Annotated in this window: 25 protein-coding genes; 13 read left to right on the forward strand and 12 right to left on the reverse strand. The window is 41.0% G+C overall.

Annotated elements, in window-relative coordinates; genetic code table 11:
* The first annotated feature begins 116 nt into the window (after positions 1-116).
* Entirely contained in the window at positions 117-1,088 is a 972-nt protein-coding gene (ispB, locus tag CYG50_RS17415; RefSeq protein ID WP_102138217.1) for an octaprenyl diphosphate synthase, read from the forward strand.
* A gap of 40 nt (positions 1,089-1,128) precedes the next feature.
* Here ispB and CYG50_RS17420 read toward each other — a convergent pair whose 3' ends face one another.
* Complete coding sequence (locus tag CYG50_RS17420) at positions 1,129-1,491, reverse strand: DNA-binding protein (RefSeq protein ID WP_102138218.1); 363 nt, start codon at positions 1,489-1,491, stop codon at positions 1,129-1,131.
* 132 nt (positions 1,492-1,623) lie between these two features.
* A complete protein-coding gene (locus CYG50_RS17425) occupies positions 1,624-1,971 on the reverse strand; it encodes a DNA-binding protein (RefSeq protein WP_102138219.1) in 348 nt (115 codons plus the stop codon).
* A 516-nt stretch (positions 1,972-2,487) separates the two neighbouring features.
* Here CYG50_RS17425 and CYG50_RS17430 point away from each other — a divergent pair.
* Complete coding sequence (locus tag CYG50_RS17430) at positions 2,488-2,760, forward strand: helix-turn-helix domain-containing protein (RefSeq protein WP_102138220.1); 273 nt, start codon at positions 2,488-2,490, stop codon at positions 2,758-2,760.
* Positions 2,761-2,898: 138 nt separating this feature from the next.
* Here CYG50_RS17430 and mdh read toward each other — a convergent pair whose 3' ends face one another.
* Positions 2,899-3,837, reverse strand: coding sequence for a malate dehydrogenase (gene mdh, locus CYG50_RS17435; protein ID WP_004905937.1), 939 nt, complete (start codon positions 3,835-3,837; stop codon positions 2,899-2,901).
* A gap of 493 nt (positions 3,838-4,330) precedes the next feature.
* Here mdh and argR point away from each other — a divergent pair, with 493 nt between their 5' ends.
* Together argR and CYG50_RS17445 are read left to right on the forward strand one after the other, a co-directional pair.
* The gene (gene argR / locus CYG50_RS17440) at positions 4,331-4,801 is read left to right on the forward strand and encodes a transcriptional regulator ArgR (protein WP_004907450.1); all 471 of its coding nucleotides are present in this window, start codon (positions 4,331-4,333) and stop codon (positions 4,799-4,801) included.
* Between the two features lie 86 nt (positions 4,802-4,887).
* Positions 4,888-5,310, forward strand: a complete 423-nt coding sequence (locus tag CYG50_RS17445) for a DUF6122 family protein (RefSeq protein WP_102138221.1) — start codon at positions 4,888-4,890, stop codon at positions 5,308-5,310.
* Positions 5,311-5,347: 37 nt separating this feature from the next.
* Here the strand turns inward: CYG50_RS17445 and mpl are convergent, their stop codons facing one another.
* Complete coding sequence (gene mpl, locus CYG50_RS17450; protein WP_102138222.1) at positions 5,348-6,730, reverse strand: UDP-N-acetylmuramate:L-alanyl-gamma-D-glutamyl-meso-diaminopimelate ligase; 1,383 nt, start codon at positions 6,728-6,730, stop codon at positions 5,348-5,350.
* 163 nt (positions 6,731-6,893) lie between these two features.
* Between mpl and fbp the strand changes: the two genes are divergently transcribed.
* Together fbp and ppa are read left to right on the forward strand one after the other, a co-directional pair.
* Positions 6,894-7,901: a class 1 fructose-bisphosphatase gene (gene fbp / locus CYG50_RS17455; protein ID WP_102138223.1), complete on the forward strand. Its 1,008-nt coding sequence runs from the start codon at positions 6,894-6,896 to the stop codon at positions 7,899-7,901.
* Positions 7,902-8,088: 187 nt separating this feature from the next.
* Positions 8,089-8,619, forward strand: coding sequence for an inorganic diphosphatase (gene ppa, locus CYG50_RS17460; protein WP_102138224.1), 531 nt, complete (start codon positions 8,089-8,091; stop codon positions 8,617-8,619).
* A gap of 147 nt (positions 8,620-8,766) precedes the next feature.
* On the opposite strand, the gene CYG50_RS17465 is transcribed toward ppa, so the two are convergent.
* From CYG50_RS17465 to tamA, 3 genes are read right to left on the reverse strand one after another with little or no spacing between them, the layout of a single operon-like run.
* Positions 8,767-9,114 carry a gamma-glutamylcyclotransferase family protein gene (locus tag CYG50_RS17465; RefSeq protein ID WP_102138225.1) on the reverse strand — a complete coding sequence of 116 codons (348 nt, stop codon included), beginning with the start codon at positions 9,112-9,114 and terminating at the stop codon, positions 8,767-8,769.
* Between the two features lie 3 nt (positions 9,115-9,117).
* The gene (gene tamB, locus CYG50_RS17470) at positions 9,118-12,894 is read right to left on the reverse strand and encodes an autotransporter assembly complex protein TamB (RefSeq protein WP_102138226.1); all 3,777 of its coding nucleotides are present in this window, start codon (positions 12,892-12,894) and stop codon (positions 9,118-9,120) included.
* A complete protein-coding gene (gene tamA, locus CYG50_RS17475; RefSeq protein WP_102138227.1) occupies positions 12,891-14,633 on the reverse strand; it encodes an autotransporter assembly complex protein TamA in 1,743 nt (580 codons plus the stop codon). The genes tamB and tamA overlap by 4 nt, the downstream gene beginning before the upstream one ends.
* Positions 14,634-14,766: 133 nt before the next feature.
* Between tamA and msrA the strand changes: the two genes are divergently transcribed.
* A complete protein-coding gene (gene msrA / locus CYG50_RS17480) occupies positions 14,767-15,408 on the forward strand; it encodes a peptide-methionine (S)-S-oxide reductase MsrA (RefSeq protein ID WP_102138228.1) in 642 nt (213 codons plus the stop codon).
* Positions 15,409-15,661: 253 nt separating this feature from the next.
* The gene (gene paeA / locus CYG50_RS17485; RefSeq protein WP_102138229.1) at positions 15,662-17,029 is read left to right on the forward strand and encodes a polyamine export protein PaeA; all 1,368 of its coding nucleotides are present in this window, start codon (positions 15,662-15,664) and stop codon (positions 17,027-17,029) included.
* A 75-nt stretch (positions 17,030-17,104) separates the two neighbouring features.
* On the opposite strand, the gene CYG50_RS17490 is transcribed toward paeA, so the two are convergent.
* Positions 17,105-17,311, reverse strand: a complete 207-nt coding sequence (locus tag CYG50_RS17490; RefSeq protein ID WP_004905964.1) for a stringent response modulator YtfK — start codon at positions 17,309-17,311, stop codon at positions 17,105-17,107.
* A 290-nt stretch (positions 17,312-17,601) separates the two neighbouring features.
* On the opposite strand from CYG50_RS17490, the gene CYG50_RS17495 reads away from it, so the two are divergent.
* The gene (locus CYG50_RS17495; RefSeq protein ID WP_102138230.1) at positions 17,602-18,159 is read left to right on the forward strand and encodes a YtfJ family protein; all 558 of its coding nucleotides are present in this window, start codon (positions 17,602-17,604) and stop codon (positions 18,157-18,159) included.
* Positions 18,160-18,363: 204 nt separating this feature from the next.
* On the opposite strand, the gene qseC is transcribed toward CYG50_RS17495, so the two are convergent.
* Together qseC and qseB are read right to left on the reverse strand one after the other, a co-directional pair.
* Positions 18,364-19,725 (reverse strand): quorum sensing histidine kinase QseC, encoded by a 1,362-nt coding sequence (qseC, locus tag CYG50_RS17500; protein WP_102138267.1) that lies wholly within the window; start codon positions 19,723-19,725, stop codon positions 18,364-18,366.
* Positions 19,725-20,387 carry a quorum sensing response regulator transcription factor QseB gene (gene qseB / locus CYG50_RS17505; RefSeq protein ID WP_102138231.1) on the reverse strand — a complete coding sequence of 221 codons (663 nt, stop codon included), beginning with the start codon at positions 20,385-20,387 and terminating at the stop codon, positions 19,725-19,727. The genes qseC and qseB overlap by 1 nt, the downstream gene beginning before the upstream one ends.
* Positions 20,388-20,564: 177 nt before the next feature.
* On the opposite strand from qseB, the gene CYG50_RS17510 reads away from it, so the two are divergent.
* From CYG50_RS17510 to mqo, 4 genes are all read left to right on the forward strand, one after another.
* On the forward strand, positions 20,565-20,969 hold the full coding sequence (locus CYG50_RS17510) for a YgiW/YdeI family stress tolerance OB fold protein (protein WP_102138268.1): 405 nt from the start codon (positions 20,565-20,567) through the stop codon (positions 20,967-20,969).
* 115 nt (positions 20,970-21,084) lie between these two features.
* Positions 21,085-21,675 (forward strand): GDP-mannose pyrophosphatase NudK, encoded by a 591-nt coding sequence (nudK, locus tag CYG50_RS17515; RefSeq protein ID WP_102138232.1) that lies wholly within the window; start codon positions 21,085-21,087, stop codon positions 21,673-21,675.
* A 314-nt stretch (positions 21,676-21,989) separates the two neighbouring features.
* Positions 21,990-22,379, forward strand: coding sequence for a cupin domain-containing protein (locus CYG50_RS17520; RefSeq protein ID WP_102138233.1), 390 nt, complete (start codon positions 21,990-21,992; stop codon positions 22,377-22,379).
* Positions 22,380-22,387: 8 nt separating this feature from the next.
* On the forward strand, positions 22,388-23,881 hold the full coding sequence (gene mqo, locus CYG50_RS17525) for a malate dehydrogenase (quinone) (RefSeq protein WP_102138234.1): 1,494 nt from the start codon (positions 22,388-22,390) through the stop codon (positions 23,879-23,881).
* 44 nt (positions 23,882-23,925) lie between these two features.
* On the opposite strand, the gene cysQ is transcribed toward mqo, so the two are convergent.
* Both cysQ and bamJ read right to left on the reverse strand, forming a co-directional pair.
* Positions 23,926-24,666: a 3'(2'),5'-bisphosphate nucleotidase CysQ gene (gene cysQ / locus CYG50_RS17530; RefSeq protein WP_102138235.1), complete on the reverse strand. Its 741-nt coding sequence runs from the start codon at positions 24,664-24,666 to the stop codon at positions 23,926-23,928.
* A 124-nt stretch (positions 24,667-24,790) separates the two neighbouring features.
* Positions 24,791-25,411, reverse strand: a complete 621-nt coding sequence (gene bamJ / locus CYG50_RS17535) for a BamJ family beta-barrel-assembly machinery protein (RefSeq protein WP_102138269.1) — start codon at positions 25,409-25,411, stop codon at positions 24,791-24,793.
* Positions 25,412-25,474: the final 63 nt, after the last annotated feature.

Genomic DNA, 25,474 nt, shown 5'->3' on the forward strand with positions numbered 1-25,474 from the left:
TCACACCTGATAATCTTATAATTAATAATGTTATGCTAGAAAGATAACTGTTCTATCGGTCTCCCATTTTTTTATTTCGGGAATGAACCAAAAACTAATAATATGAATAAATTACAATGAATTTAGAATCTATTATTGAACTGACAACTGAGGATATGTCAGCGGTAAACGAAGCCATCCTCAGTCAATTGAATTCAGATGTTGCACTAATTAACCAGCTTGGTTATTACATCGTCAGTGGTGGCGGTAAAAGGATCCGGCCGATGATCGCAGTGCTTGCAGGTCGATCTTTAGGCTACTCGGGTCATAAACATACCCAAGTTGCAGCGTTGATCGAGTTCATTCATACCGCAACGCTGCTACATGATGACGTCGTTGATGAGTCCGATATGCGTCGTGGAAAACAAACTGCAAATGCTGTTTTTGGTAATGCAGCGAGTGTCCTCGTGGGTGATTTTATTTACACTCGATCATTCCAGATGATGACGGATCTCGATTCAATGCGGGTGCTAAAACTGATGTCTGAAGCGACGAATGTGATCGCTGAAGGGGAAGTTTTACAGCTGATGAACTGCAATGATCCCAATATTACTGAAGAAAACTACATGCAAGTGATCTACAGTAAAACCGCACGTCTTTTTGAAGCGGCCGCTCACGCATCTGCTATTTTAGCTAATGCAACACCGGCACAAGAAAAAGCGCTACAAGATTATGGTCGCTATATTGGTACAGCTTTTCAGTTAATTGACGATCTTCTCGATTATGATGCAGACAACGCTCAATTAGGAAAAAATACGGGTGATGATTTAGATGAAGGTAAACCTACACTTCCCCTACTTCACGCAATGCAAAATGGTAATGAAGAAGAATCCGCGTTGATCCGCCAAGCGATTGAGCAAGGCAATGGGCGCCATCTGTTAGATACGGTTCTGGCAACCATGAAACGCTGTGGTTCCCTTGAATATACCTATGCAAGAGCCCAAGAAGAAGCACAAAAAGCGATTGATGCCTTGAATGTAATTGAAGATTCAATTTATAAAGATGCATTGATCGGCTTAGCTTATATCGCAATTCAACGCCACTCTTAGTCACTAGAAAAGACAAAGCAGATCAAGAAAAGGGGAAACGTTATTTTTCCCCTTTGTCTTCTTCATCGATTTGAGCAAGCAGTGACGACAAACCGTAACGCAGGATATATTTCACTATTTTATTGCGCTCAGACTCTGTCAGTTGGTAATACGCTTCCGACCAAATTTGCAATGCATCTGTTCTTTGGCTTTGGTAAGTTACCGAAGGCTCATGCAGGCTAAGTTGCCCTTGGATTTCCCCCGGTAAGCTTTCAAAATAATACTCAACAGCTTTACCCTGTACCCCTCTTTTACGGCGGTTTTTCCAGCCTTCTCGTCTTGCCATTAGGTTAATTCCCTGAGGAGATGTCGGGAGTCCTTCTAACCCAGCTAATTCTTTGGCAGTGAACCACAATTTTTTCATTTTTCACTTCACACTTGTATTATGAAACCTGCTTTTGCAGCTTTACTAAAATGTCATCTGTTAAAAATTTTTTTTAATTCAATATAATATTATTTTTATATATTAATTATTTACATCTTAAGTAATTGTAAATTAATTATTATTAATTAAATTAATTAGCGCTAGTGCCCCTTCGCGCATAATAAATGTCAGGATAATGTCTCGTTCATCATTGGAAAGCTGGTTATAAGCTTCCTGCCAAATAAAGGCATTATCATTTCGTTTTACTTGATAAAGTGGTGAAGTTTCGTTAGCAAACTGGCTTTCAAAAATATCGATAGGTAAAGAACTTATATGGTATTCCAAGGCTTTGCCTTGAATACCTCGTCTTTTGCGACTTACCCAGTTTTCACGCCTTGCCATGGCATTAATGCCTTGAGTTGTCATGGGAAGCCCTTGTAACCCAACCAACTCTTTTGCCGTAAGCCATTCCTTGTACATGCTGACCCTCCTAGTCATGATGACAATTCGATTTCCAGTTGTTGAAAACTATCTCTATTTTCTCAAAACTTCATTAATCTATTCGTTTTATTTATACCTATAAATAATAATATACAAATCATATTTGTTATTAGAATTCTAATTTCTTTTAATAACAGACAATTAAATAATTTACTCGCTAATAATTTAACTAATTTTATTAACTAATCTAGATATATTATGAGTACAAGTAAAAAGTAGCATTAAATATGTCATTCCTCTCCCTAACTAGAAAGAGTTAGTTTTAATAACAAAGCTTTATCCTAATTCACAGTTCTTCATTCTGACTTTCTATTTAATTTCATAAAAACCACGGCAGTTTCATAAAATGAATTTTTAAGAAAAAATCAGAAATTATTTTGGGAAATTTCTGTTATTTTATTTCCAATAACTAAACGGATGTACTGACTGTACCATAATTTTCTGTTACTCGTACCACTAACTCTACATGATTCTAAGTGAAAAAAGGACTAAAAAATGATTTTACGGAAATCGGACTGGCACCCTGCAGATATCATTGCTGCTTTACGTAAACGTGGGACAACCCTTGCCGCAATTTCACGCGAGGCAGGGCTAAGCTCTTCAACGTTAGCAAATGCGCTATCACGCCCTTGGCCTAAAGGGGAATGGATCATTGCAAATTTCTTAGCCATTCACCCAGCTGAAATTTGGCCAAGTCGTTATTACGACCCAATTACAGGGGATTTATTAGAAAGAAAAGTCAGAGAAAAGGCACCAGTGGAAGATTAAAAATTGTATGGGATATAGATATAAGGCTGTGAATAATCAATGTATTCACGGCCTTATCTTTTGATGGCAACCCAATAAAAAAGGTTGAGCTCTAAACGAAACTCAACCCTTTACAATTAGGAAAAGTGTTAACTGGCATTAGCCATTAATAAATTTTTCACCTAATTCGATATCTGCTTTTAATACATCTAGCATGTCTTTCAGTGCTTTCTCTTCAAATGCACTTAATTTACCGATTGGTAAATGTTTTTCGATACCGTTTTTGCCTAAAACAACGGGTTGTGCAAAGAAGCGAGCATGCTCACCATCACCTTCGGTGTAAACACATTCAACCACATTGCTTTCGCCTTGCAGACCACGAATTAAAGATAAACCTAAACGTGCAGCTGCTTGGCCCATAGATAAAGTTGCAGACCCGCCACCCGCTTTCGCTTCAACGACTTCTGTACCTGCATTTTGAATACGCTTAGTTAACGCTGCAACTTCTTCGTCAGTGAAGCTAACACCTTCAATTTGAGATAACAGTGGCAGGATAGTCACACCAGAGTGGCCACCAATCACAGGCACTTCGAGGTCATTAACATTTTTGCCTTTTAGTTCAGCAACAAATGTATTAGAACGGATGATATCTAATGTCGTCACACCGAATAAACGGTTTTTATCGTAAACGCCTGCTTTTTTCAGGACTTCAGCAGCGATAGCAACAGTGGTATTCACTGGGTTAGTGATGATACCAATCAATGCTTTAGGGCAAGTTTCAGCAATTTGTTGGATCAGATTACGGACGATACCCGCATTGATGTTAAATAAGTCAGAACGGTCCATACCTGGTTTACGTGCAACACCCGCAGAAATAAGGACAATGTCAGCACCTTTTAATGCAGGTTTTGCATCTTCGCCAGCAAAGCCTGTCACTTTAACATCAGTAGGGATATGGCTTAAGTCAGCAGCAACACCTGGAGTGACTGGTGCGATGTCGTAGAGGGAGAGTTCTGAACCTGCTGGGAGCTGGTTTTTGAGAAGAAGGGCGAGAGCCTGACCGATACCACCTGCTGCACCTAGGACTGCAACTTTCATTCTGAAACTCCTTAATTTGTACTTTAAAAAGATATCACTTTATTTGTTATACACTTAACACATTACGTATAAAAAACAATTTGTTAACAGATAGAGAGAGAGTTTAACGCAAGAGAACTTGTTTATTAATTGCCAGTATTCTAAACAAATTCCTTATCTGTTAATGAGATAACGGGCACTTTTTTAACAAATAGTTTTTCTGGGTATTGCATTTCGCACAATAAGTTGTTTTCTGTGTATATTTTTCAATCAAAAACATTTTTATTAACAATAAATTTACAACGAATATCTGAAAAATTCATTGCTCTATTATGCTAATTTTTCATTTTCACAATTTACGATAAATTGATACTTCTAACTACCAACCTAAAACGAAATTGCTTAACTTTAAGTTATTCGCTGGTTATAAACTCATCATAACGCAATTTTGTTGCATAAAAATGCACTTTTACGGATAATACAGCTTAATTCAATGCAAAAGAATGGGTTGATTATGCGCACTCCGTCTAAACAAGAAGACTTGGTTAAGGCTTTTAAAGCCCTACTTAAAGAAGAAAAATTTAGCTCGCAAGCTGAAATTGTCACGGCTTTGCAAGAAGAAGGCTTCGAAAATATTAACCAATCAAAAATTTCCAGAATGCTAACCAAATTTGGTGCTGTTCGCACCCGTAATGCAAAAATGGAAATGGTATATTGCCTACCGACAGAGCCTGGTGTCCCTACCGCCACCAGCCCACTCAAAAACTTAGTTTTGGATATAGACTACAACCCTTCTGTTGTCGTGATCAGAACGAGTCCAGGTGCTGCACAGCTTATTGCACGTTTATTAGATTCATTAGGTAAAGCAGAAGGAATTTTAGGTAGTATTGCTGGTGATGATACTATCTTCTCAACACCAGCCAACAATTTCACCACAAAAGAGTTGTATGAAGCGATTTTAGCGTTATTTGAACAAGAGCTTTAATCTATTGATATACATTAGAATAAGAGGGAAATTCGATTTCCCTCTTATTGTTTTTGTCTGTTTCTATTCGATTTTGAGACATCATTTTGTTATTTGATATTTTCCGCAACTTCATACACTACGGCTTTCACTTTCTGATGCCAATTGCCTTTGGTTACCTATTTTGGCGAAAAAATTGGAAACTCGCTGCCCTGATCATGATAGCCACGATGGCTATCGATTTAGATCATCTGCTAGCTGACCCTATTTTTGACCCAGAACGCTGTGGTATTGGGTTCCACCCACTTCATTCCTTTTGGGCTGCGGTTGTTTATGTGGTGTTACTATTCATGCCATCATGGAAACTCAAAGCGATTGCGGTTGGCTGCTTGTTCCACCTTTTCACAGATTCGCTAGATTGCTATATGGGAAGTTTAAAAAAAGAGATGAATAGCCCAATAACATTAAGTCTCGTCATAGAACAGTGCCCATTGAGTATGCCAAACATAAAAAAAACCCAGCAATCATAAGGATCACTGGGGTTATCAAATAGCTAGCTAAGAGAATTTAATCATCTTGCTCTGTTTCTGCTTTCGCCTTCAAAGCTGCGAGCAATTTGCCATGAATGCCGCTAAAACCACCATTGCTCATCACCAAAATATGGTCACCCGGTTGTGCGGTTTCAATAATCATATTGGTGAATGCCTCAATATCTGCACTCCAACGGGCGGGTTGAACACATTTTTCAGCAATATCCGTCACCATCCAAGGGATATTGGCCGGTTGGAACAGAAACACTTCATCTGCACGGCCTAGCGCAGGCGCAATATCATTTTTATTGACTCCCATTTTCATGGTATTCGAACGAGGCTCGAGCACTGCAAGAATACGTGAAGTTCCGCCAACTTTGCTGCGAAGTGCTTCTAACGTTGCCAAAATAGCCGTTGGGTGATGTGCGAAGTCATCGTAAACACTAACGCCATTTTCAACACCACGTAACTCAAGGCGACGGCGTGCATTGATAAAGCCATTCAAGGCAAGGCAAGCTTCTTTTACTGGGACTCCTACATGGTGAGCCGCAGCAATCGCCATCAATGCATTTTGGATATTGTGGTTACCCACTTGTGACCAAGCGACTTCACCCACTTTTTCTTGTTGGTAGTACACGGCAAAGTGGCTGCCATCGTGGCTTAGCTTCTCTGCTTGCCATCCACCATGCTCCCCCCCCACCAGCTCTTGTTCACTCCAGCAGCCCATTCCAATCACTTGTTTTAAATGATTATCGTTGTCTGGTGTGAAAATTTTGCCACTCGCTGGCACAATGCGTACAAGGTGATGGAACTGTTTTTGAATCGCTTCGAGGTTTTCAAAGATATCCGCATGGTCGAATTCAAGGTTGTTCAATACCAAGGTTTTCGGGCTGTAATGAACAAATTTAGAACGTTTATCGAAAAATGCACAGTCATATTCATCCGCCTCGATAACAAAAAACGGACTTTCGCCAATCTTAGCGGAGACATCAAAGTTACCCGGAACACCACCGATAAGAAAACCGGGCTTGTAACCACACTCTTCTAAGATCCACGCAAGCATCCCCGCGGTAGTCGTTTTACCATGGGTTCCCGCCACGGCCAGTACCCAACGTTCGGGTAACACATGGTCATGAAGCCACTGCGGGCCAGATGTATACGGCAAACCTCTTTCTAACACAGCTTCGACACAAGGGTTACCGCGCGTCATTGCATTACCGATCACTACCATATCCGGTATTGGGTCAAGCTGAGCCGGATCAAACCCCTGAATGAGTTCAATCCCTTGATTTTCAAGTAATGTGCTCATCGGTGGATACACATTGTCATCCGAACCCGTCACTTTATGCCCTAAAGAACGAGCCAATATTGCTAAGCTTCCCATAAAGGTACCGCATATACCTAAAATATGTATGTGCATTCTTTTTCATCCAATTAGCATGAGGTTGGTCACTATTCTACCCATCAAAAACAGGTTTATAAATGCATTAACCTATTAATCTTTTTTTTATTTAGTTAAACTCTCCCCGCGCGAGGGTAAATGCCCCGCAAAACCTCTGTCAATTTTATTCAGGACCTTCGTCATGAAAACATTAGGCGAATTCATCGTCGAAAAGCAACAAGATTTTCCTCATGCAACAGGTGAGCTGACTTCTTTATTATCAGCTATCAAACTGGGCGCTAAAATTATCCATCGTGATATTAATAAAGCTGGACTTGTCGATATTCTTGGCACTAACGGTGTTTCGAATATTCAAGGTGAAGTTCAGATGAAGCTTGACCTGTATGCTAACGAAAAACTGAAAGCGGCTTTAAAAGCACGCGGAGAAGTCGCCGGTATCGCCTCTGAAGAAGAAGACGAAATTGTCATTTTCGAAGGAGACCGTGCAGAAAACGCAAAATATGTTGTTTTAATGGACCCACTTGATGGTTCTTCGAACATCGATGTAAACGTTTCCGTTGGAACAATTTTCTCAATCTATCATCGTATCACGCCAATTGGCCAACCGGTTACAGAAGCTGATTTCCTGCAACCAGGTAACCGCCAAGTGGCTGCGGGCTACGTGGTTTATGGTTCATCAACGATGTTAGTTTACACCACGGGTGTTGGTGTACACGCGTTTACTTACGACCCATCATTGGGCGTTTTCTGCTTATCTCATGAAAAAGTGATGTTCCCATCAGAAGGGAAAATGTACTCCATCAACGAAGGAAACTATATCAGGTTCCCGATGGGCGTTAAAAAGTACATTAAATATTGCCAAGAAGAAGATAAAGCAACAAATCGCCCGTATACCACTCGTTATATCGGTTCTTTGGTTGCAGATTTCCATCGTAACTTGCTCAAAGGGGGAATTTATATTTACCCGAGTACAGCAAGCCATCCAAATGGAAAATTGCGCCTTCTGTACGAATGCAACCCAATTGCATTTTTAGCAGAACAAGCCGGTGGTAAAGCTAGCGATGGGGCTAATCGCATCTTAGATATTATTCCTAGCGAATTACACCAACGTGCACCGTTTTTTGTCGGAACGGAGTCGATGGTAGAGAAAGCCGAATCATTTATGCGTGAATTCCCTGACTCGGAATAACCCAATTTATTAATTATAAGGCGGGGTTTCCCGCCTTTTTTGTTCCTTTTTTTCACCAACTAGTGAGTTTTGCCCCCTTTTACGGCTATAATGTCCCCCACGCTATCTACTCTATTATTTGATTTGCCTAAAAGCGGCAACAAATTAAAATGAGTAAATTCATTATTCACACAAAGGATACATTTAAATGGGCCTGAACAATGTACCGGCAGGTAAAGATCTGCCAGAAGATATCTATGTTATCATCGAAATCCCAGCGAACGCAGATCCTATCAAATATGAAGTTGATAAAGACTCTGGTGCGCTGTTTGTAGACCGTTTCATGTCAACAGCGATGTTCTATCCATGCAACTATGGTTACATCAACAACACCCTGTCTTTAGATGGCGACCCAGTTGACGTATTAGTTCCAACTCCATACCCATTACAACCAGGCTCAGTCATCCGTTGCCGCCCTGTTGGCGTCCTGAAAATGACTGACGAGTCTGGTGAAGATGCAAAATTAGTTGCTGTTCCGCACACTAAATTAAGCAAAGAATACGATCACATCAAAGATGTGAACGACCTGCCAGAATTACTGCGTGCTCAAATTACTCATTTCTTTGAACATTACAAAGATTTAGAAAAAGGTAAATGGGTTAAAGTTGATGGTTGGGAAGATGCAGCATCTGCAAAAGCAGAGATCATCGAATCTTTCGAACGCGCTGCAAAAAAATAATCTCCCTTTAAGGGCATAATGAAAGCGCTGGTTAATATCAGCGCTTTTTTATGGGCTCTAACATGTTGATTAGGCCATAAAGTAAAAACGCCAGCTATCATTGCTGGCGTTTTATATTTTTACAACTCGATAGCGACTATTAAATCGTTATACTTCTTCATCACGTTTCAGCCAGTCGCCACTTTTTATTTGACGTAGACCATCAACCGAATGTTTATACAGATAAATCCAAGCGTTGCCATACGGCGTTGGGATAAGCTCTCGTACATAGTCTTGAGAATTTTTCTTTAGCTCATCTAATTCAGTCAAAATTGACGGGTTGATTCGATAAACTTCGCACTCTATCACCCCATCCCCTTTGACAACCGCTGGATAATATCCAAGATCATACAGTTCATAGCCTTCTAGCTTATGCTCACCGAGTAGCTGAGCATAAGTCATCCAATGATGATTTCCTTGCTTTTGTCTTAAGCTACCATAAACAATTACACGCATAATCTAAAACTCAAATTGGTAAAGGAGATCCAATGCCTGATTAACACCAGACACAGCTTCTAAATACAGTTTTGGCATCAACCGATAACGTAAGGTTAACGTCGCCAATGAGTCAAAGATACCAACTCCATACTTCACTTGTAAATCATTAGTGATCTTACCACTTACAACGACTTGAGAACCATCCCCCACACCTTGGGTATCGACGGCTAAATCAGAGACTCCAAATGTCTCACCAATTTTACCCACGAGTTGCCCACTTTGTGCTACACCTAAGCCGATTAACATAGATGTCATTTGTGAACTATTTGCGTCCCCACTATCTAAGCCCTCTCCTCTTAATAAGTAAGAAAGCGCTTCTTGTTGTGTTTTCGCAGGTTCAGAGAATATTTCTACTTTCGGTTTATCCGCAAGGCCTGTGACCTTCACCCCTGCAATCACGTTATCCGCTGTGTTGTCTGGGTTACGTATCGCTTCTAAGTTTAAGAATGGTTGGTCTGCAGGGCCTGAGAACTGAATTTGGCCTTTACGTACAATCAAATCTTGCCCATAAGCACGGAAACGACCTGCTGGAATATCCACTTGGCCATTAATGTGTAAGCCATGGATATTCTGAACTACTTTCAATAAACCGGTCAGACGTGCTTTTAAGCCAAATGCGTCTAATTGCACATCGTTGCCAATTTTAATATCCAAATTGGTCTGAATAGGAATGGATGGCGCTTTTTCCTCAATTGGCTGTAAATTGCTATCTAACATCACCACATCCGAAGATGGGCTTACCGCTGACTCAGGGAGTTCTTGGACCGTGATCCGTGCCCACGGGATATTGACCGTCCCCTTTAACGTTAATACCGAAGGCGACGCATCAAAAACAATATCTGGTTGAACATCAATTTGGATCATCGGCGGTAAAGAAACACGAAGGTTATTACCTCGCGCCATGACTTTTGCACGCCATGCATCAATATTGCGCCAGTCTGCATCACCATCAATGTTCAGATAGCCCTCTGGCGTGTTTATCTGGCCATTCATTACTGAGCTCGTGCCGTTGAAATTAACACCTAAATGACCACTTTTGATATCAAACGGGATCATTGCAGATTTCACTTCTAAACTCGAAAGCGCTAAATTCCCATTTAATAATGGGTTATTGGCTGACCCGCCTAAACGTAGATTTCCACTTAAACGGCCATTCGCCACTTCCTTCTGGCCTAGTAACGGCTTGATTAAATCTAATGTCACCGAATTAATTTCAACATTACCCGACAACAAGCGACGTTTTTCAATATCAGACACTTGGATGTTACCGCGCATCTGTCCGTTATTAGCTAACCCAAATAACCAGCTAAGATCTGCCTTACCATTTTTCAACCCAGCACTTAACGTTAAGGTATCAAAAGCAATCGGTAAACGGGTTCCATCCACAAACTGAACTGCTTTGATATCATTTCCTCGCAAGTCCAGCTTCACTTGTGGCATGCTGCCATCCGCTTGCCAAATGGCATTGGCTTTACCCGTAAATACGCCACTGACTCGAGTATCTTGTGGCATAAAGGGTTTGATCATGGCGAGATCAAAACGTTCTAATACGATATCTGCGCTACCACTTTTACCCGCTTTAATCGGTTTTGGTACACACAAACGGGCGTTCGGGTTAACCCAACAATGCCGTCCAATGGTCACTTCTTGGGTTTGGTTGGCATAATCGAGTGACATTGCTTGGTTTAAGCGCCATTCACCCACCACCGTATCAAATAAGGTGTTAGATAAATTCCCTTTCCACACTTCAGTCTGCCGGTCAAAACTGCCTGCTAATGCTAATTGACCAGAAACCGGCTCACCTTTCATATTCAATTTTAACGTATGCTGTTTTTCACTGCCTTTCGCATCTAAAGTTAGGTTATTGACGACAAGGTCGCCTTGTTTTAATTGACGCAGAACAACGGATAGATCCCCTTTAATTTGCTCGCCTGTTGCCACATTTCCTTTGATAACAACATTCTCGATAGCAAGGTCGTCCTGCCACTTCACACCGCGTGCGGTGAGGTCAACAAGCGCTTCTGGCGTCTCTAAATTACCCCGTAATTTCACATCACCGGCAATCACACCACCTAAGCCAGGTAGCAAACCATTGAGTGCGGGGGCATTAATTTTGGCATCAAGGTTCCATTTATCAGCAAGGGAGCCTTTTACGTCGACATTATTTTTACCCAGTGCCAAATTGAAGTTTGGAATATCCCATTGGCCTGCTGCGTTACCTTTGGCTTTTCCGCGTGCTTTCAAGAGATTATTTTTGACATTACCATCCAAAATAATTTCAGGGATATCTAACTGCCAGCTACCACCGTATAAACTTCCGCGAGTGGCAATCTTGCCATCCACTTTAGCAGGCCATTCAGGGTACTGTTTGGCAGTATTAATCCCCGACAAGGTCAATACCGCATTCCAACTAATCGCCTTACTCCAGTCCGCAACACCTGTAATATCCGCATTACCCTGTAAAGCAGCTAAACGTAAACGAGTTAAATTAATTTGCTCTTCATTACCTTTCGCATCTAATATCAAGGTCGAAGGGGGCAAATCCTGCCCAGTGATAGCTGAGCGTACAGACATGTCATAAGCCGATGGCCGGCCATTTAAACGCAACCGTGTTCCATCGAGTTGGTATTGCGCTTCCCCCACGAACGGCCACGTTAGCTTATCACTTTCTAATGTAAGCAAAATAGGCAGGTCTGCTTGTGACAAATCTGTTTCTGCATCTAATTTCGCATTAATTGGCCCGTGTAAGTTCAATGCCAATTTTAGCTCATCAACCAAACCGCCTTTTAAGGAGAGGTCTATTTTTTGCCCGTCTAAATCCTCTAAACGGCTTTCACCCACGACCGACAATGAGACTGGCCATTTATCTTGCAATGTTGCTGTGCCAGATAACGCAACATTCCCTTGCGGTGCATCGACTTTTAACTGTTTAACTAAAACTTGTTGCCCTTCATTCGAAAGACTCAAGTGTAATTGGTTAATTTTAAGTTCAGTCGCTCCCGTTAATTGAAAATTCGAAGCATTAATGCCATCAACATTTAAATCAACAGGTAAAATAACCTCTGGTAATTCAGCGAGTAACGGCTTAGAAAATAGCGCTTTTAATTCGTCCGCTAATGATTTTTGGTCATTTATCGGAGTTGGTTCTGGTTGTTTCTCTTCAACGGCTGCATCTGATTTGGTTTCAGGTAAATTAATGGCCAAATCAATGATATCGGTTGGAATGATAGTGATCGCTTTCCCTTCCCACGTGACCCCTGTGGTAAATTTGGCTAAATCGATGTCCATGCCATCCACATTAACGTGCGTTGAAACCAAAGCCAATTGATTCAAACGAATGGTTAAAGGTGCCTTGAGTTCAGTCAAAGGTTCAGATGGTGGCGTTTCTTCTGAAGGGGGAAACTGTGAGGTATCAACATTGACAGTGACATTTTCCGTACCTAAGTTGTCGACACATAGCTCACGGCTTGTTAAACAACCTAGACGTACGGCTAAATTTAGTTTTCCTGCATTAACATCAACACCTGGCATTTGATATTTAACGCCACTTAACGTTAAGTTACTAATATCCCCGTCAATTTTATCAATGGTTAATTCAGGAACAAAGCGTGTCGCCGTATTTAATGCAAAGTGAAGACCAGACTGTGTTCCAATCACCCAACTGAGTGCAGCAATAATCAAAACAAGAATTAATAAAATGGAAAGACTTGTCCATTTTAGCCACTTCAACCACCTCATAACTCAGTCCCCAAGCCGATATAAAACTGTATTTTGTTGTTATCTGGATCACCGATAGGTTTTGCTAAGTCTAATTTTATTGGCCCAACCGGTGAGACCCAGCGGATACCGACTCCCGCACCCGTTTTAAAATCACTATTTTTAAAGTTATCAACGGCTTCACCACTATCAATAAAGGTTGCTCCCCACCAATTCCCTGTAAAGTTATATTGGTATTCTACAGAGCCTACGGCCAATTTTGATGCCCCTGTCAGCTTACCTTTACTATTTTCTGGCGAGATCTTTTGGTAACCATACCCACGCACACTGCCGTCACCCCCTGCAAAGAAACGCAAGTCCGGTGGAACTTTGTCGAAGTCGTTCGTTTCAATCCAACCGATATTTCCACGAACAACAAAGCGATGACCTTCCCACGGCGTTCTGATCCATACGTTTTTAGCTTGCAGTACCGCAAAATCGATGTCTGAACCCCAAATTTTATTTGAGTAATCAATAGAGTAACGTTGGCTATCTCCCCATGTTGGCATCACACCGCCGCGTTGGCGAATACGGCTCACATAGGCCCCGGGATATAACAACATCGTCGTATTCGTCACGTTGGCTTGGGTAAAGTTACTCAGCATCCAACGCATGTTTACGCCATATTGCCAACCGGATGAATAATCCCAATTACGAGACACATTCAAGGTTGTTGTATTCGCTTGGGTATCATTTAAATCTGTACGTTTAAAGCCCCCTTGAACCGCATAATATTGCTCAAGCGGGTTAGCTTTTAGTGGAATTTTATAGCTCGCATCAATTAATTGTTCTGGTTGTGACAAACTAATACTGGACGTTAAACTTTGCCCACGGGAGTTGATCCACGGCTTATTCCATGTGGCTTTAACGCGAGGGCCCACATCTGTTGCATACCCCCCACCGAGCTCAATAAAATTTTTGGCTCTAGGGGTCATTACCGCTTCCATCGGTAACTCATAGGAGTTTTCTTTTCGAGCACTCACGATGCGTGGCGTCACAATCGCAGAAGTGAACCAACCTGTTTCTGCTAACCGACGATTAAATTCAGCAAGTTGTTCTGATGTGTAGTATTCCCCTTTTTTGAAAGGAGCAAGGTTGTTCAGGTAATCTTCACGAATTTGTGAACCTGAATAAGAAATAGCACCAAACCGATAGCGTTCACCACTGTTAAAATCAAAATCCCAATAAGCCGCATGGTGATCAAGAGAAATACCCAGTTGGCTTTTCTCCATCATCGCATCAAAATAACCTTTACGAACGGCTAAACTGCTAAAGCGCCCTTTAAATTCTTCGTATTCGCCATCATTTTGGATAGTATCAAGCTTTGGCGTATATTGTTTGAGCATCTTTTCATAGTCTGGATCCGTTTTTGCTCCACCTTGTAACTCAACATTCACCCCTTTTAATAAAATAGGTTCTCCAGGAGTGACCTTGGCGGTTAAAACGGAACGAGCAGGCGGGGTTTTTTCTTCATAGCTAAATTCAACCGTGGGTTGGTAGTAACCTAAAGGCTTTAAACCTTCTTTAATTGCTTTCTCAACACGGGCTCGAAAACGACCATTTGGCACAACCTCATCTTGCGATATATTAGACAGCTGTACGCGAACGTTTTGATTAAGTTGTCCTTCAAGGCCTTCAATATTAAGACGAAGATTAGCTGCGTGTACCACTGGCACTGCCGCAGTTAGGCAGAGAAAACAAATTAGAGGGTATTTCGACACGCCTACTCCTAAGGTGATTGTTCGATTGACTAAATACTTCATATCAATTTATTTTGAGTAAAATTCGCCATAGACACAAGTTTTTATCCCTATTTTTAGATTATTTGTGTGGTCAATACATATAGGAATCATTATGCCTTTTAATAAATTTCACTCTGCAAGTATTGCACAACCTCTGCCCGGCAGAGCAACTGCTATGACTTACTCACCATATCATGCGCTTAACCATCATTCGATTGAGATTATTCCTAAGAATATGGAAATTGCTTATTTTGCCATGGGCTGTTTTTGGGGAGTTGAACGACTATTTTGGCAGCAAGCTGGGGTTTATTCAACTTCTGCTGGCTATTGTGGTGGTGTGACCCCTAACCCAACCTACGAAGAGGTTTGCTCAGGACGCACTGGCCACGCAGAAGCGGTTCGTGTTGTTTTTGACCCACAAATTATCAGTTACTCTCAACTATTGACATTATTTTGGGAAAACCATGACCCTGCACAAGGCATGCGCCAAGGGAATGACATGGGAAGCCAATATCGCTCCGCCATTTATACTGTGTCAGATGAGCAAGACCAGCAAGCAATGGAAACACTGCAAGCTTACCAAAATGCAATGAAAGCGCAGCATGACTCTCGTGCAATCACGACCGAAATAGCGCCTTTAGACACGTTTTATTTCGCAGAAGATTACCACCAGCAGTACTTATACAAAAACCCGAATGGATATTGTGGATTAGGAGGGATTGGTATCTGTTTACCGCCTTCGTCAAACAAATAAATCAATAACTTAATACAGTGAGTTCATCTTCCCAACCATTCAAGTTGCTTTCCAATATGACTTAAAGCAGCTTGAATGACGATGAATATCTAGGCAGATAAATCACCTCAGTGCTATACTCATGCAACATATCAACAATTTGCGCATATTGCGCAACATATATTTGCATACTCAATATATTTAAATACGCGAGACTATGCCTTCAGAGATTTTTGAATTTTATGGGTTCTTCCTTTGATTGGCTGGATAACTTATGCTCAACAGTTTATTAATTGTTCTATTATTATGTGCAATCAGCGCATTCTTTTCTTTGTCAGAAATTTCTCTGGCAGCTTCCCGCCGTATTAAACTTAAGCTCATGGCCGATGAAGGCAACATTAACGCGGCTCGCGTGCTTAAATTACAAGAAATGCCGGGAATGTTTTTTACCGTCGTTCAAATTGGTTTAAATGCCGTTGCTATCCTTGCAGGTATTGTGGGGGAATCGGCTTTCTCCCCGGCTCTGTACGATATCTTTATTCAGTTTTTATCCCCTAGCTGGGCTCAACAAGTTTCATCAATCCTGTCATTCACCATTGTGACAAGTTTGTTTATTTTAGTGGCTGATTTAACACCAAAACGTATCGGTATGGTAAAACCTGAAGCCATTGCTATTCGTATCGTGAATCCGATGCGCTTCTGTTTAGTGATACTGGGTCCATTAGTCTGGTTTTTTAATGGCCTTGCGAACCTGTTTTTTAAATTATTCAAATTACCTACGTCACGTAATGAAGACATTACTTCTGATGATATCTTTGCGGTGGTTGAAGCAGGGGCGGTTGCGGGTGTGTTACGTAAACAAGAACATGAATTAATTGAGAATGTCTTCGAGCTAGAATCACGTACTGTGCCATCAGCGATGACTCCGCGTGAAAGTATCATTTATTTTGACAAAGACGAGTCAGAAGAAAGCATCAAACATAAAATTTCAACTCAGCCACATTCTAAGTTCTTGGTCTGTGCAGGGGATATTGACCATGTTATCGGTTATGTTGATTCAAAAGAATTACTTAACCGTGTACTCAATGGGCAAAGTTTAAGCTTAAAAGAAGGCGCTCACATTAGAAATATGCTAATGATCCCTGACACCCTATCACTATCAGATACCTTAGAAGCCTTTAAAGCAAATGCGGTCGATTTTGCTGTTATTCTCAACGAATATGCATTGGTCATGGGTATCATTACCATCAATGATGTAATGATCACTTTAATGGGTGATTTAATTGGCCCAGGGCAAGAAGAGCAAATCGTGGTCCGTGATGAGAATTCTTGGTTAGTTGAAGGCGGAACGCCAATCGAAGATGTGATGCGCATTTTGGATATTGATGATTTCCCTGACTTTAGCAACTATGAAACCATCGCAGGGTTTATGATGTACCGGTTAAGAAGAATGCCAAAGCGCACAGATTATGTGAAATATGCGGGCTATAAATTTGAAGTCGTCGATATCGATAATTACAAAATAGACCAACTACTCGTAACTCGCCTTACTACGGTGCCATCACCAGTGGTTGTACAGCCCGGAAAAAATACTATTGAAACGGCTGACGCAAAACAACAAACAAAAGGTACTGAACATTAGTGCTTGATAGCGAAGCCGTTTCTTTCAATGCGCCACCCGTGTGGCGCGTTGTTAACCAAAACCTTCTTGATTAACCTACCCCAGTTCTGCCTGCAATAATGAAACCTGTTTATTGACCTCACTCATCACATTGTAATGGCGCTTATCACTGATTTTAGGTGGTAGAATTTTCCCATAATTAAACTCAAATGCCCCAAAATCCTTAATATAGAGCCTGCCACGGAATAGCGTTTTGACGTAAAGAGCAATCTTCGATGGGTTATAACGGTTAAAAATTTTCATTAGAACTTTGCCTCCCCTTTGTTCTTACGATATTCAATAACTCATACCGTTCAATAATCATAGACCAGAAATTTTCACTTTGGTTCTAAAATTGCAGTTTTATTCAATTTACTGACATAACATGACACTGTAAATTAACTGTTAAAACCCCATAAACTTTGCTTTTATTCTAAATTTTAAAAAAATGTTAAATTACCCCTTGTAACTCATCCGATGAGCTATGCTATAAATAGTAGTCATCCAACAAACCACTAGGCTCACATGGCAAAATCATCAATCAAGGAGCTTTTATGATAAGAAATTATTTACTTTTAATATGCTTGCTTGGGGTATCAGCAGTAGCTTCTGCAGCAAATATTCAATTAAACCAATCTGTTCCTGCTATTTCCGTCACCGATAAAGGTGAGCTTGTGATGAATAATGAAGGGAAGTTGGATTATCAACCGTGGAAAAGCCAACAACTCGTTGGAAAGGTGCGTACTATCCAGCACATTGCAGGCCGCTCTTCAGCAAAAGAGCTCAATGCCCCCTTAGTTGAAGCTATCAAGCAAGCCAAATTCCCTCATAATACCTATCAGACAACGACAATCATTAATACCGATGATGCAATTTTTGGTACTGGTGTCTTTGTTAAAAATAGCGTTGAAGATAGCAAAAAAGAGTTTCCTTACTCACAATTTATTGTTGATAGTGAGGGGACAGTAAAGAACGCATGGGGCTTGAAACCAGAAAGCTCGGCAATCATCGTATTGGATAATCAAGGGAAAGTGTTGTTCTTCAAAGATGGTGAATTAAATACCCAAGAAATTCAAAAAGTCATTAGTTTGTTAGTGTCATCGCTAAACTAATAAGGGCAAACTTTTACTACTATCAAACTTTTACTACTATGTAGTGCGCGTATATGTAGTGTGCGTAATTTCGCACACTACACCTACAATTCAGCCTATCGCCCTTGAGCCCAAAATAGTGAGTTATGCTAAAATGCCCTTACATTAAATATGCATAATTATGATTATTATTTTAATAAACAATCATGACTAATGTGCTCATTATCACGTTTTAGTTTCATTCCAATAGACCTTGGCACAAAAACCACCATTAGCGCCATGAGTAAAAATCACCTGCAAATGATGTAATTGTGCAACTCGCTTAACAATGGAGAGCCCTAAGCCACTCCCTGTCTTCTCTTGCCCCGGAGGACGATAAAAACGCTCACCTAGCCGCTGTAAAACCTCAGGTGTCACACCATCACCATCATCTTGAATTTCAAGGTGATCAGCATACAAAATAATCTCCACTCGCCCAGCTTTTTTCCCATAACGTATAGCATTATTGAGTAAATTTCTCAGTAACGCATTGAGTAGTAATGGTTGGCCTTGAAAATCAGGGGGGCTAGCAACTCGAGTGTTTATTAGGGTTGTTTGCTGCTCTTGCGCTTCAGGTTCCACATCTTTTATCGCCGATTCAATTAATGCAGGCCAAGATACAACTGTAATATCATCAAGTTGAGTGGATGATTCTAACCGAGACAACATCAGTAGTTGGTCAACAAGCCTTGTCGCCCTATCAATACCTTCCGATAAATTCGCTACTGCATGGTTACGGATATCGGCATTATTCCCCGCAATTTGTACCACTTCTGCCTGCACCCTTAATGCTGCAAGTGGACTACGTAGTTCATGAGCCGCATCGGAGGTAAATTGTCGTTCACGGGCAAACATTTCATTAATACGACCAAACAACACATTCATGGAGTCAATAATAGGTCTGACTTCACTGGGAATACGCGCCACTTGCACTGGAGTTAGTTCATCGGGTTTTCGGTGATACAACTGCTTTGCTACGTCCTTCAATGGGCGTAAAGCGCGTGTCAGTAGCCATAAAAATAGTAATAACATGATTGGCAAAGCAATCAACCAAGGCATAAATTGTGCCACCATAATATCGGTTGCCATTTCTTGCCGGTATTCCCACTCCTGCCCTACCGCGATAACGTATTGACCATCTTGAGATTTTAGCCATACAAAACGCCAAGGGTCGTCACTTCCTTGGATCATCCCATCCGTAAAACCTTCTCGTTTAAATCGATAGACAATATCTCTACCGTTATCACCGTCGTTTAAAACCATTTTGCCATCGGGTGTAAAGATAGCAAATGCCAGTGCATCGTCATCCTGATGGCCACGGTTCTTTCGTAATAATTTTTTGGTTTTAGTCAGTGAAGGCCGGCTCAATTCAAAGTCGGATGGTAAAACTGATAACCGTTTAGCAAACGCCATTTGCTGGGTATCAAACAGTTCATTAATCGTTTTATAGCTTTGATACCATGCTAGCGAACTTGCGATCCCCCATGTCAGCAACGCTAACAGGAGCAGCATTAACGTGAGTTTCAGCCTAAGACTAAATGTCTTCATCATTTATCATCACCTAATCGATAGCCTACACCATGAATAGTTCGAATAAATTTATTACCTAATTTGCGTCGTAAATGGTGGATATGTACCTCAACCGAGTTACTAGAAACCTCTTCATCCCAGTTATATAATTTTTCTTCAATTAAAGGACGAGAAAAAACTTTATTTGGGTTATGCATAAATAAAGAGAGTAAGGCAAACTCTTTCCCCTTTAGTTGTACAGGCTCACCTTGCTGTGTCACCGTCATTGCAACCGGATCCATTTCGACATCACCATGTGTGAGTTTAGAAGACAGTTGCCCACTTCGGCGGCGGATCAACGCTTGCAAACGCGCCATGACTTCCATTAAAGCGAAAGGTTTACACAGATAATCATCAGCCCCTTGTTGAAGCCCTTGAACACGTTGATCTAATGCATCACGCGCCGTCAAAATCAAGACAGGCTCATCGCGTCCTTCTTTGCGCCAATGTTTTAAAATATCCATGCCATCAATATTAGGTAACGAAAGATCGAGTACAACGGCATCATAAGGTGCATCAAATAAAGCCAGCTGTCCTTGTTTACCATCCATAAACCAGTCCACCGTAAACCCTAGTTGCGTTAAACCTACTTTTAAACCATCACCAATTAGCCTGTCATCTTCAATTAAAAGAATTCGCATAATATCCCTCACATCAGAATATTATTATATTTATCCCATCAGCCTTAAGATGACTAGCTATTATTAATAAAATTAAAAATATAATTCGTTAGTTAAGTTTCTTAAGATCTTGTTAAGATTTACTTGGTTTAATACCCTCCATACAAACAAATTCATGTCCATTTGGAGATATTGATGATGAAAAAATTACCTGTAATCGCTTTAGTCGCTGCACTCGCAAGTGCACCTGTTTTCGCTGCAAATGGTGGTTTTGACGGCCCAGGCGCAGTCACAAATACAACAACTCAAACCTCTCAAGCGGGTGGTTTCATCGGCCCAAATAGTGGGGAAATGACAGTTGCGAAAGCGCTTGATATGTCAGATGACAGCTGGGTTATTTTACGTGGGAATATCGTCAAACAACTCGACCATAAACATTATGAATTCACCGATGGTACTGGCACTATTAATTTAGAAATCAGCGAAAAGCGTTGGAACGGTGTAAATGTAACACCAAAAGATAAAGTTGAAATTCGCGGTAAAATTGATAAAGACTGGAATTCAAGAGAAGTCGAAGTTAAGCAAATCCAAATTATTAAATAATTCACAACGTTTACAACGGGACCTACTTTAAAGTAGGTCCCATCTAAATCCTATTTCATACAAAAATTAACAGTGCTAAATTAACAAAATCATTTTTGTTTACTAAGGCTGCTTAATGACTGTAAAACGCCCTAAAATACGTAATATTCAAGAGAAACTACTTTCAGATAATTGGTATATTTTAAAAAAATATACTTATGAGTTACAGCGTCGAGATGGTAGTTGGCAACAACAAGAGCGCGAAGTCTACGATAGAGGCAATGGCGCCGTTATTTTGTTATATAACAAAATAAAGAATAGCATTATTTTAATTCGTCAATTTCGCATGCCAGTCTATGTGAATGGCTATTCTGATTTTCTGATTGAAGCCGCTGCTGGCTTACTCGAAAACGCCTCTCCCGAAGCTCGAATTATTGCTGAAGCAGAAGAAGAAACGGGTTTTAAAGTCGATAAAATTCAGAAAGTCTTTGAAGCCTTTATGAGCCCTGGCTCAGTCACCGAAAAACTCCACTTTTACATCGCTGAATACAGTGATAATCATCGTCAAAATGCAGGCGGTGGGCTGAAAGAAGAAGGGGAAGATATTGAAGTATTAGAGTGGCCTTTCCCTAAAGCCATTGATGCGATAAAAACGGGAGAAATTGTTGATGGCAAAACCATCATGTTGATCCAATACCTTGCCCTAAACGCTATTCTAAAAAGCTAATCCAACTCTTATAGCTCATAATGATAAAATAAAATCAGAATGAGCTTTCCTATTTTTTATCAATCATTAAACGAACGATGAAAATAAAAACAATCGTAAAAAGATAATCAACTTTTATTATTTTGTTCTTTAATTAAAAAATAAAACCATAATTCCAATATAAAACATATTTCGCTTTGACCTATTCACTAAAAAACCTTAAATTTAAATAATATTAATTTTATTTATCATCATTTTAAGAGTCTTATTTTTGCATCCAATGAATATCAAATAATTGTTATATATTACAGTCAGTGATTAAGGAGCTAAATAAAATGATACGCTGCGTTCGTATGTGGACAGGAGAAGATGGAAATTCTCTATTTGAAGAAGGCACTCTTGAGCTTAATAATATAGCAGGAGGCGATAGCCAAACCCCTACCATTGCAGTCAATGAGCTTACCTTTCGTGAAACAGTTTCTGGCGGCTCTTTTGATTGGCATCAAGACCCCGTCCCTCGTTATGTCATTACTCTTTCAGGCACTTTAGAATTCGAAACCAAAGATGGTTCGAAATTTATCATCAACCCAGGTGATATTTTACTTGCGCAAGATAATACGGGAACTGGCCATAAATGGCGGCTTATTGGTGATGAGCCTTGGCGTCGTGCTTATGTTGTCTACCAAGAAGGCACCGACCTTTGCTTCACTCCAACACAAAAATAGAGGCCATCATGAATAAACCGATTGCTGAGAATGTCGATATTGCCCTCATTGGCGCAGGGATCATGAGTGCAACACTTGGTACATTTCTCAAAGAACTTGAGCCGTCACTGACGATCGCCGTTTTTGAAAGGCTAAACGACTGTGCTCAAGAAAGTTCCCACCCGTGGAATAATGCGGGAACAGGGCATGCTGCTAACTGTGAAATGAACTACACGCCACCAAATCCAGATGGTACGGTGGATATCAGTAAAGCGCTTGAAGTTAATACCGAATTCGATCTCTCTCGTCAGCTCTGGTCTTACCTAGTCACTAAAGGAAAAATTAAAGATCCACGTGACTTTATTCACCCATGCCCACACATGAGCTTTGTTTGGGGTGAAGACAATGTAAAATTCTTAAAACAGCGCTACCAGCAGATGTCTGCTCACCACTGTTACCACAACATGGAATACAGTGATGATCCAAAACAGATCAACGAATGGGCACCACTGATCATGGAAGGCCGTGACCCGAAAGAAGCGATTGCGGTTACCCGTGTTAATACTGGTGCTGATGTCGATTACGGCGCACTAACGCATTTATTAATCGCGCAATTAAGCGAACAGTCCGGCTTTTCAATCCATTATAAGCATGAAGTCATTGATGTTAAAAAAACCACCGATGGCAGATGGAATATTGAAGTTAAAAACCTTGTGACCCATGAAAAAACGATCACTTCCGCGAAGTTTGTGTTCGTGGGTGCAGGCGGTCGAGCGATCGAGTTACTACAAAAATCGGGGATCCCTGAAGGAAAAGGGTATGGTGGGTTCCCTGTCAGTGGGATCTGGCTGCGTTGCGATAACGAAGAAATTGCCTCTCGCCACCATGCAAAAGTTTACGGTAAAGCCGACAAAGGCTCTCCACCAATGTCTGTTCCACACTTAGACACGCGCATTATTGGGGGTAAACGCTCTCTCTTATTCGGGCCTTATGCCGGTTTTTCGAGTAAATTCCTTAAACACGGCTCTTATTTAGACCTGTTTGAATCGGTGAAATTGAATAACCTTGAGCCAATGCTTGCGGTGGCGAAAGATAACTGGTCACTCGCAGAATACTTAGTAGGCCAAGTGCTGCAAACTTCTGCTCACCAATTCGCCATGTTGCAACAATTCTACCCAGAAGCACAGCATGAAGATTGGAAAGAGGTGGTTGCAGGGCAACGAGTACAAATTATTAAACCTGACCATGATAAAAAAGGGGTTTTAGAGTTTGGTACAGAACTGATTACCAGTGCAGATAAATCATTTACGGTATTGATGGGAGCATCTCCGGGGGCATCGACAGCGGCATTTATTGCACTAAATGTATTAAAAACCTGTTTTGATGAGCAACTCAAGGCCGATGGCTGGGAAACACGCTTAAAAGATATCATTCCAACCTATGGAATTGATTTAAAAACAGATGCAAAAGCCTGTTTAGATATTCGTACTGCGACAGCTAAAGTTCTAAAACTAGATAATTAGTGACTAATTAGGTTGGGAAATAACTTCCCAACCTTTATTGAGGTTTAGAATAAAATCACCCGAAAGCCAGGGTTCAAAAAAGACTCCCTAGGCGTGTAATCAAGCGTTTTTCCATTCCAATCAACAACTTTTGCCCCTGCAGCAATCGCAATCGCATGCCCAGCCGCAGTGTCCCAAATATTTGTAGGCCCAAAACGTGGATAAAGCTGCGCTTTTCCTTCTGCGACTAAACAAAACTTGAGTGAAGAACCAATTTCTACTGTCGTGTGTTCTCCCATTTGTTTTAAATAATCCATTAATTCATTATCTTGATGGGAACGGCTAATAACAATAACCGGTGGTTTAGCATCATTTACATGAATAAGTTGCTTATGACCACCTTCTTCCTTCCATGCCTGATTGCCTTCAGCGTAATACAACAACCCTTTGGCCGGGGCATATACCACCCCCATTGTTGGTACACCATTCTCGATAAGGGCAATATTAACCGTAAAATCCCCATTACGATTAATAAATTCTTTCGTTCCATCCAATGGGTCAATCAACCAATAACGTTGCCAATTCTGCCTAATTGGCCATTCTGGCGGGTCTTCTTCGGACAATTGGGGGATATCAGGGGCAATACGAGCAAGACCCGCTGTGATCACATTGTGGGCGGCAATATCGGCCTCGGTAACAGGCGAATTATCACTTTTGTGTTCAACCTGTAAAGGTTCTTGCGCATTATATGTTTCCATAACTGCATAACCCGCTTCTTGAGCTAGTTCGCAAATTTGCTGTAGCATGTTATTCACCTCTCTGATGACCCTTTACAGCAAGAGTAGCAATTGTGTGAAATTAACGCCATAAAAAAAGCCCCAAAGTCCAAAGACAATGAGGCTTTTTAGCTGTGAACTGAACTAACAGAAATTATAAAATTTCAAGTAATTCAACTTCAAATACTAATGTGCTGAATGGTGGGATTGATGCGCCAGCACCACGCTCACCATAAGCTAATTGATGAGGAATATACAATTCCCATTTAGAGCCAACAGGCATCAGGGTCAATGCTTCAATCCAACCCGGGATAACACCGCTTACAGGAAACTCTGCTGGCTGCCCACGTTGTACTGAGCTATCAAACACAGAGCCATCAATTAAACGGCCTGTATAGTGAACGCGTACGCGGTCTGAACGAGATGGGATAGCGCCATCACCTTGGTTAACGACTGAAAATTGTAAACCAGACTCAGTCGTTGAAACACCATCACGCTTTTGGTTTTCATCTAGGAATTTTTGGCCTTCTTCCGCTAATGCTGCCTGACGCTCAACACGAACGGCATCTGCACGCTCATGAATTTCACGCAGTGCTTTATGCAATGTTTCAACAGGCACTGATGGCATATTGCCTTCTAAAGCGTCAACGAGGCCGGCTAAAATTGCATTTGGCACTAAACCTTCTAGCCCTGACTCTAATAATTGCTGCCCAACTTGTAGACCTATGCCATAACTCGCTTGAGCTTCTACCGAATCGAAATTTTGGTTTGCCATGAAAACACCCATATGATTTTGAGAAAAACCAAGAATAGCAGCCCCATCCTTATGGGTAAACCC

This window comes from Providencia huaxiensis (genome assembly GCF_002843235.3).
GTDB classification, from domain to species: Bacteria; Pseudomonadota; Gammaproteobacteria; order Enterobacterales; family Enterobacteriaceae; genus Providencia; species Providencia huaxiensis.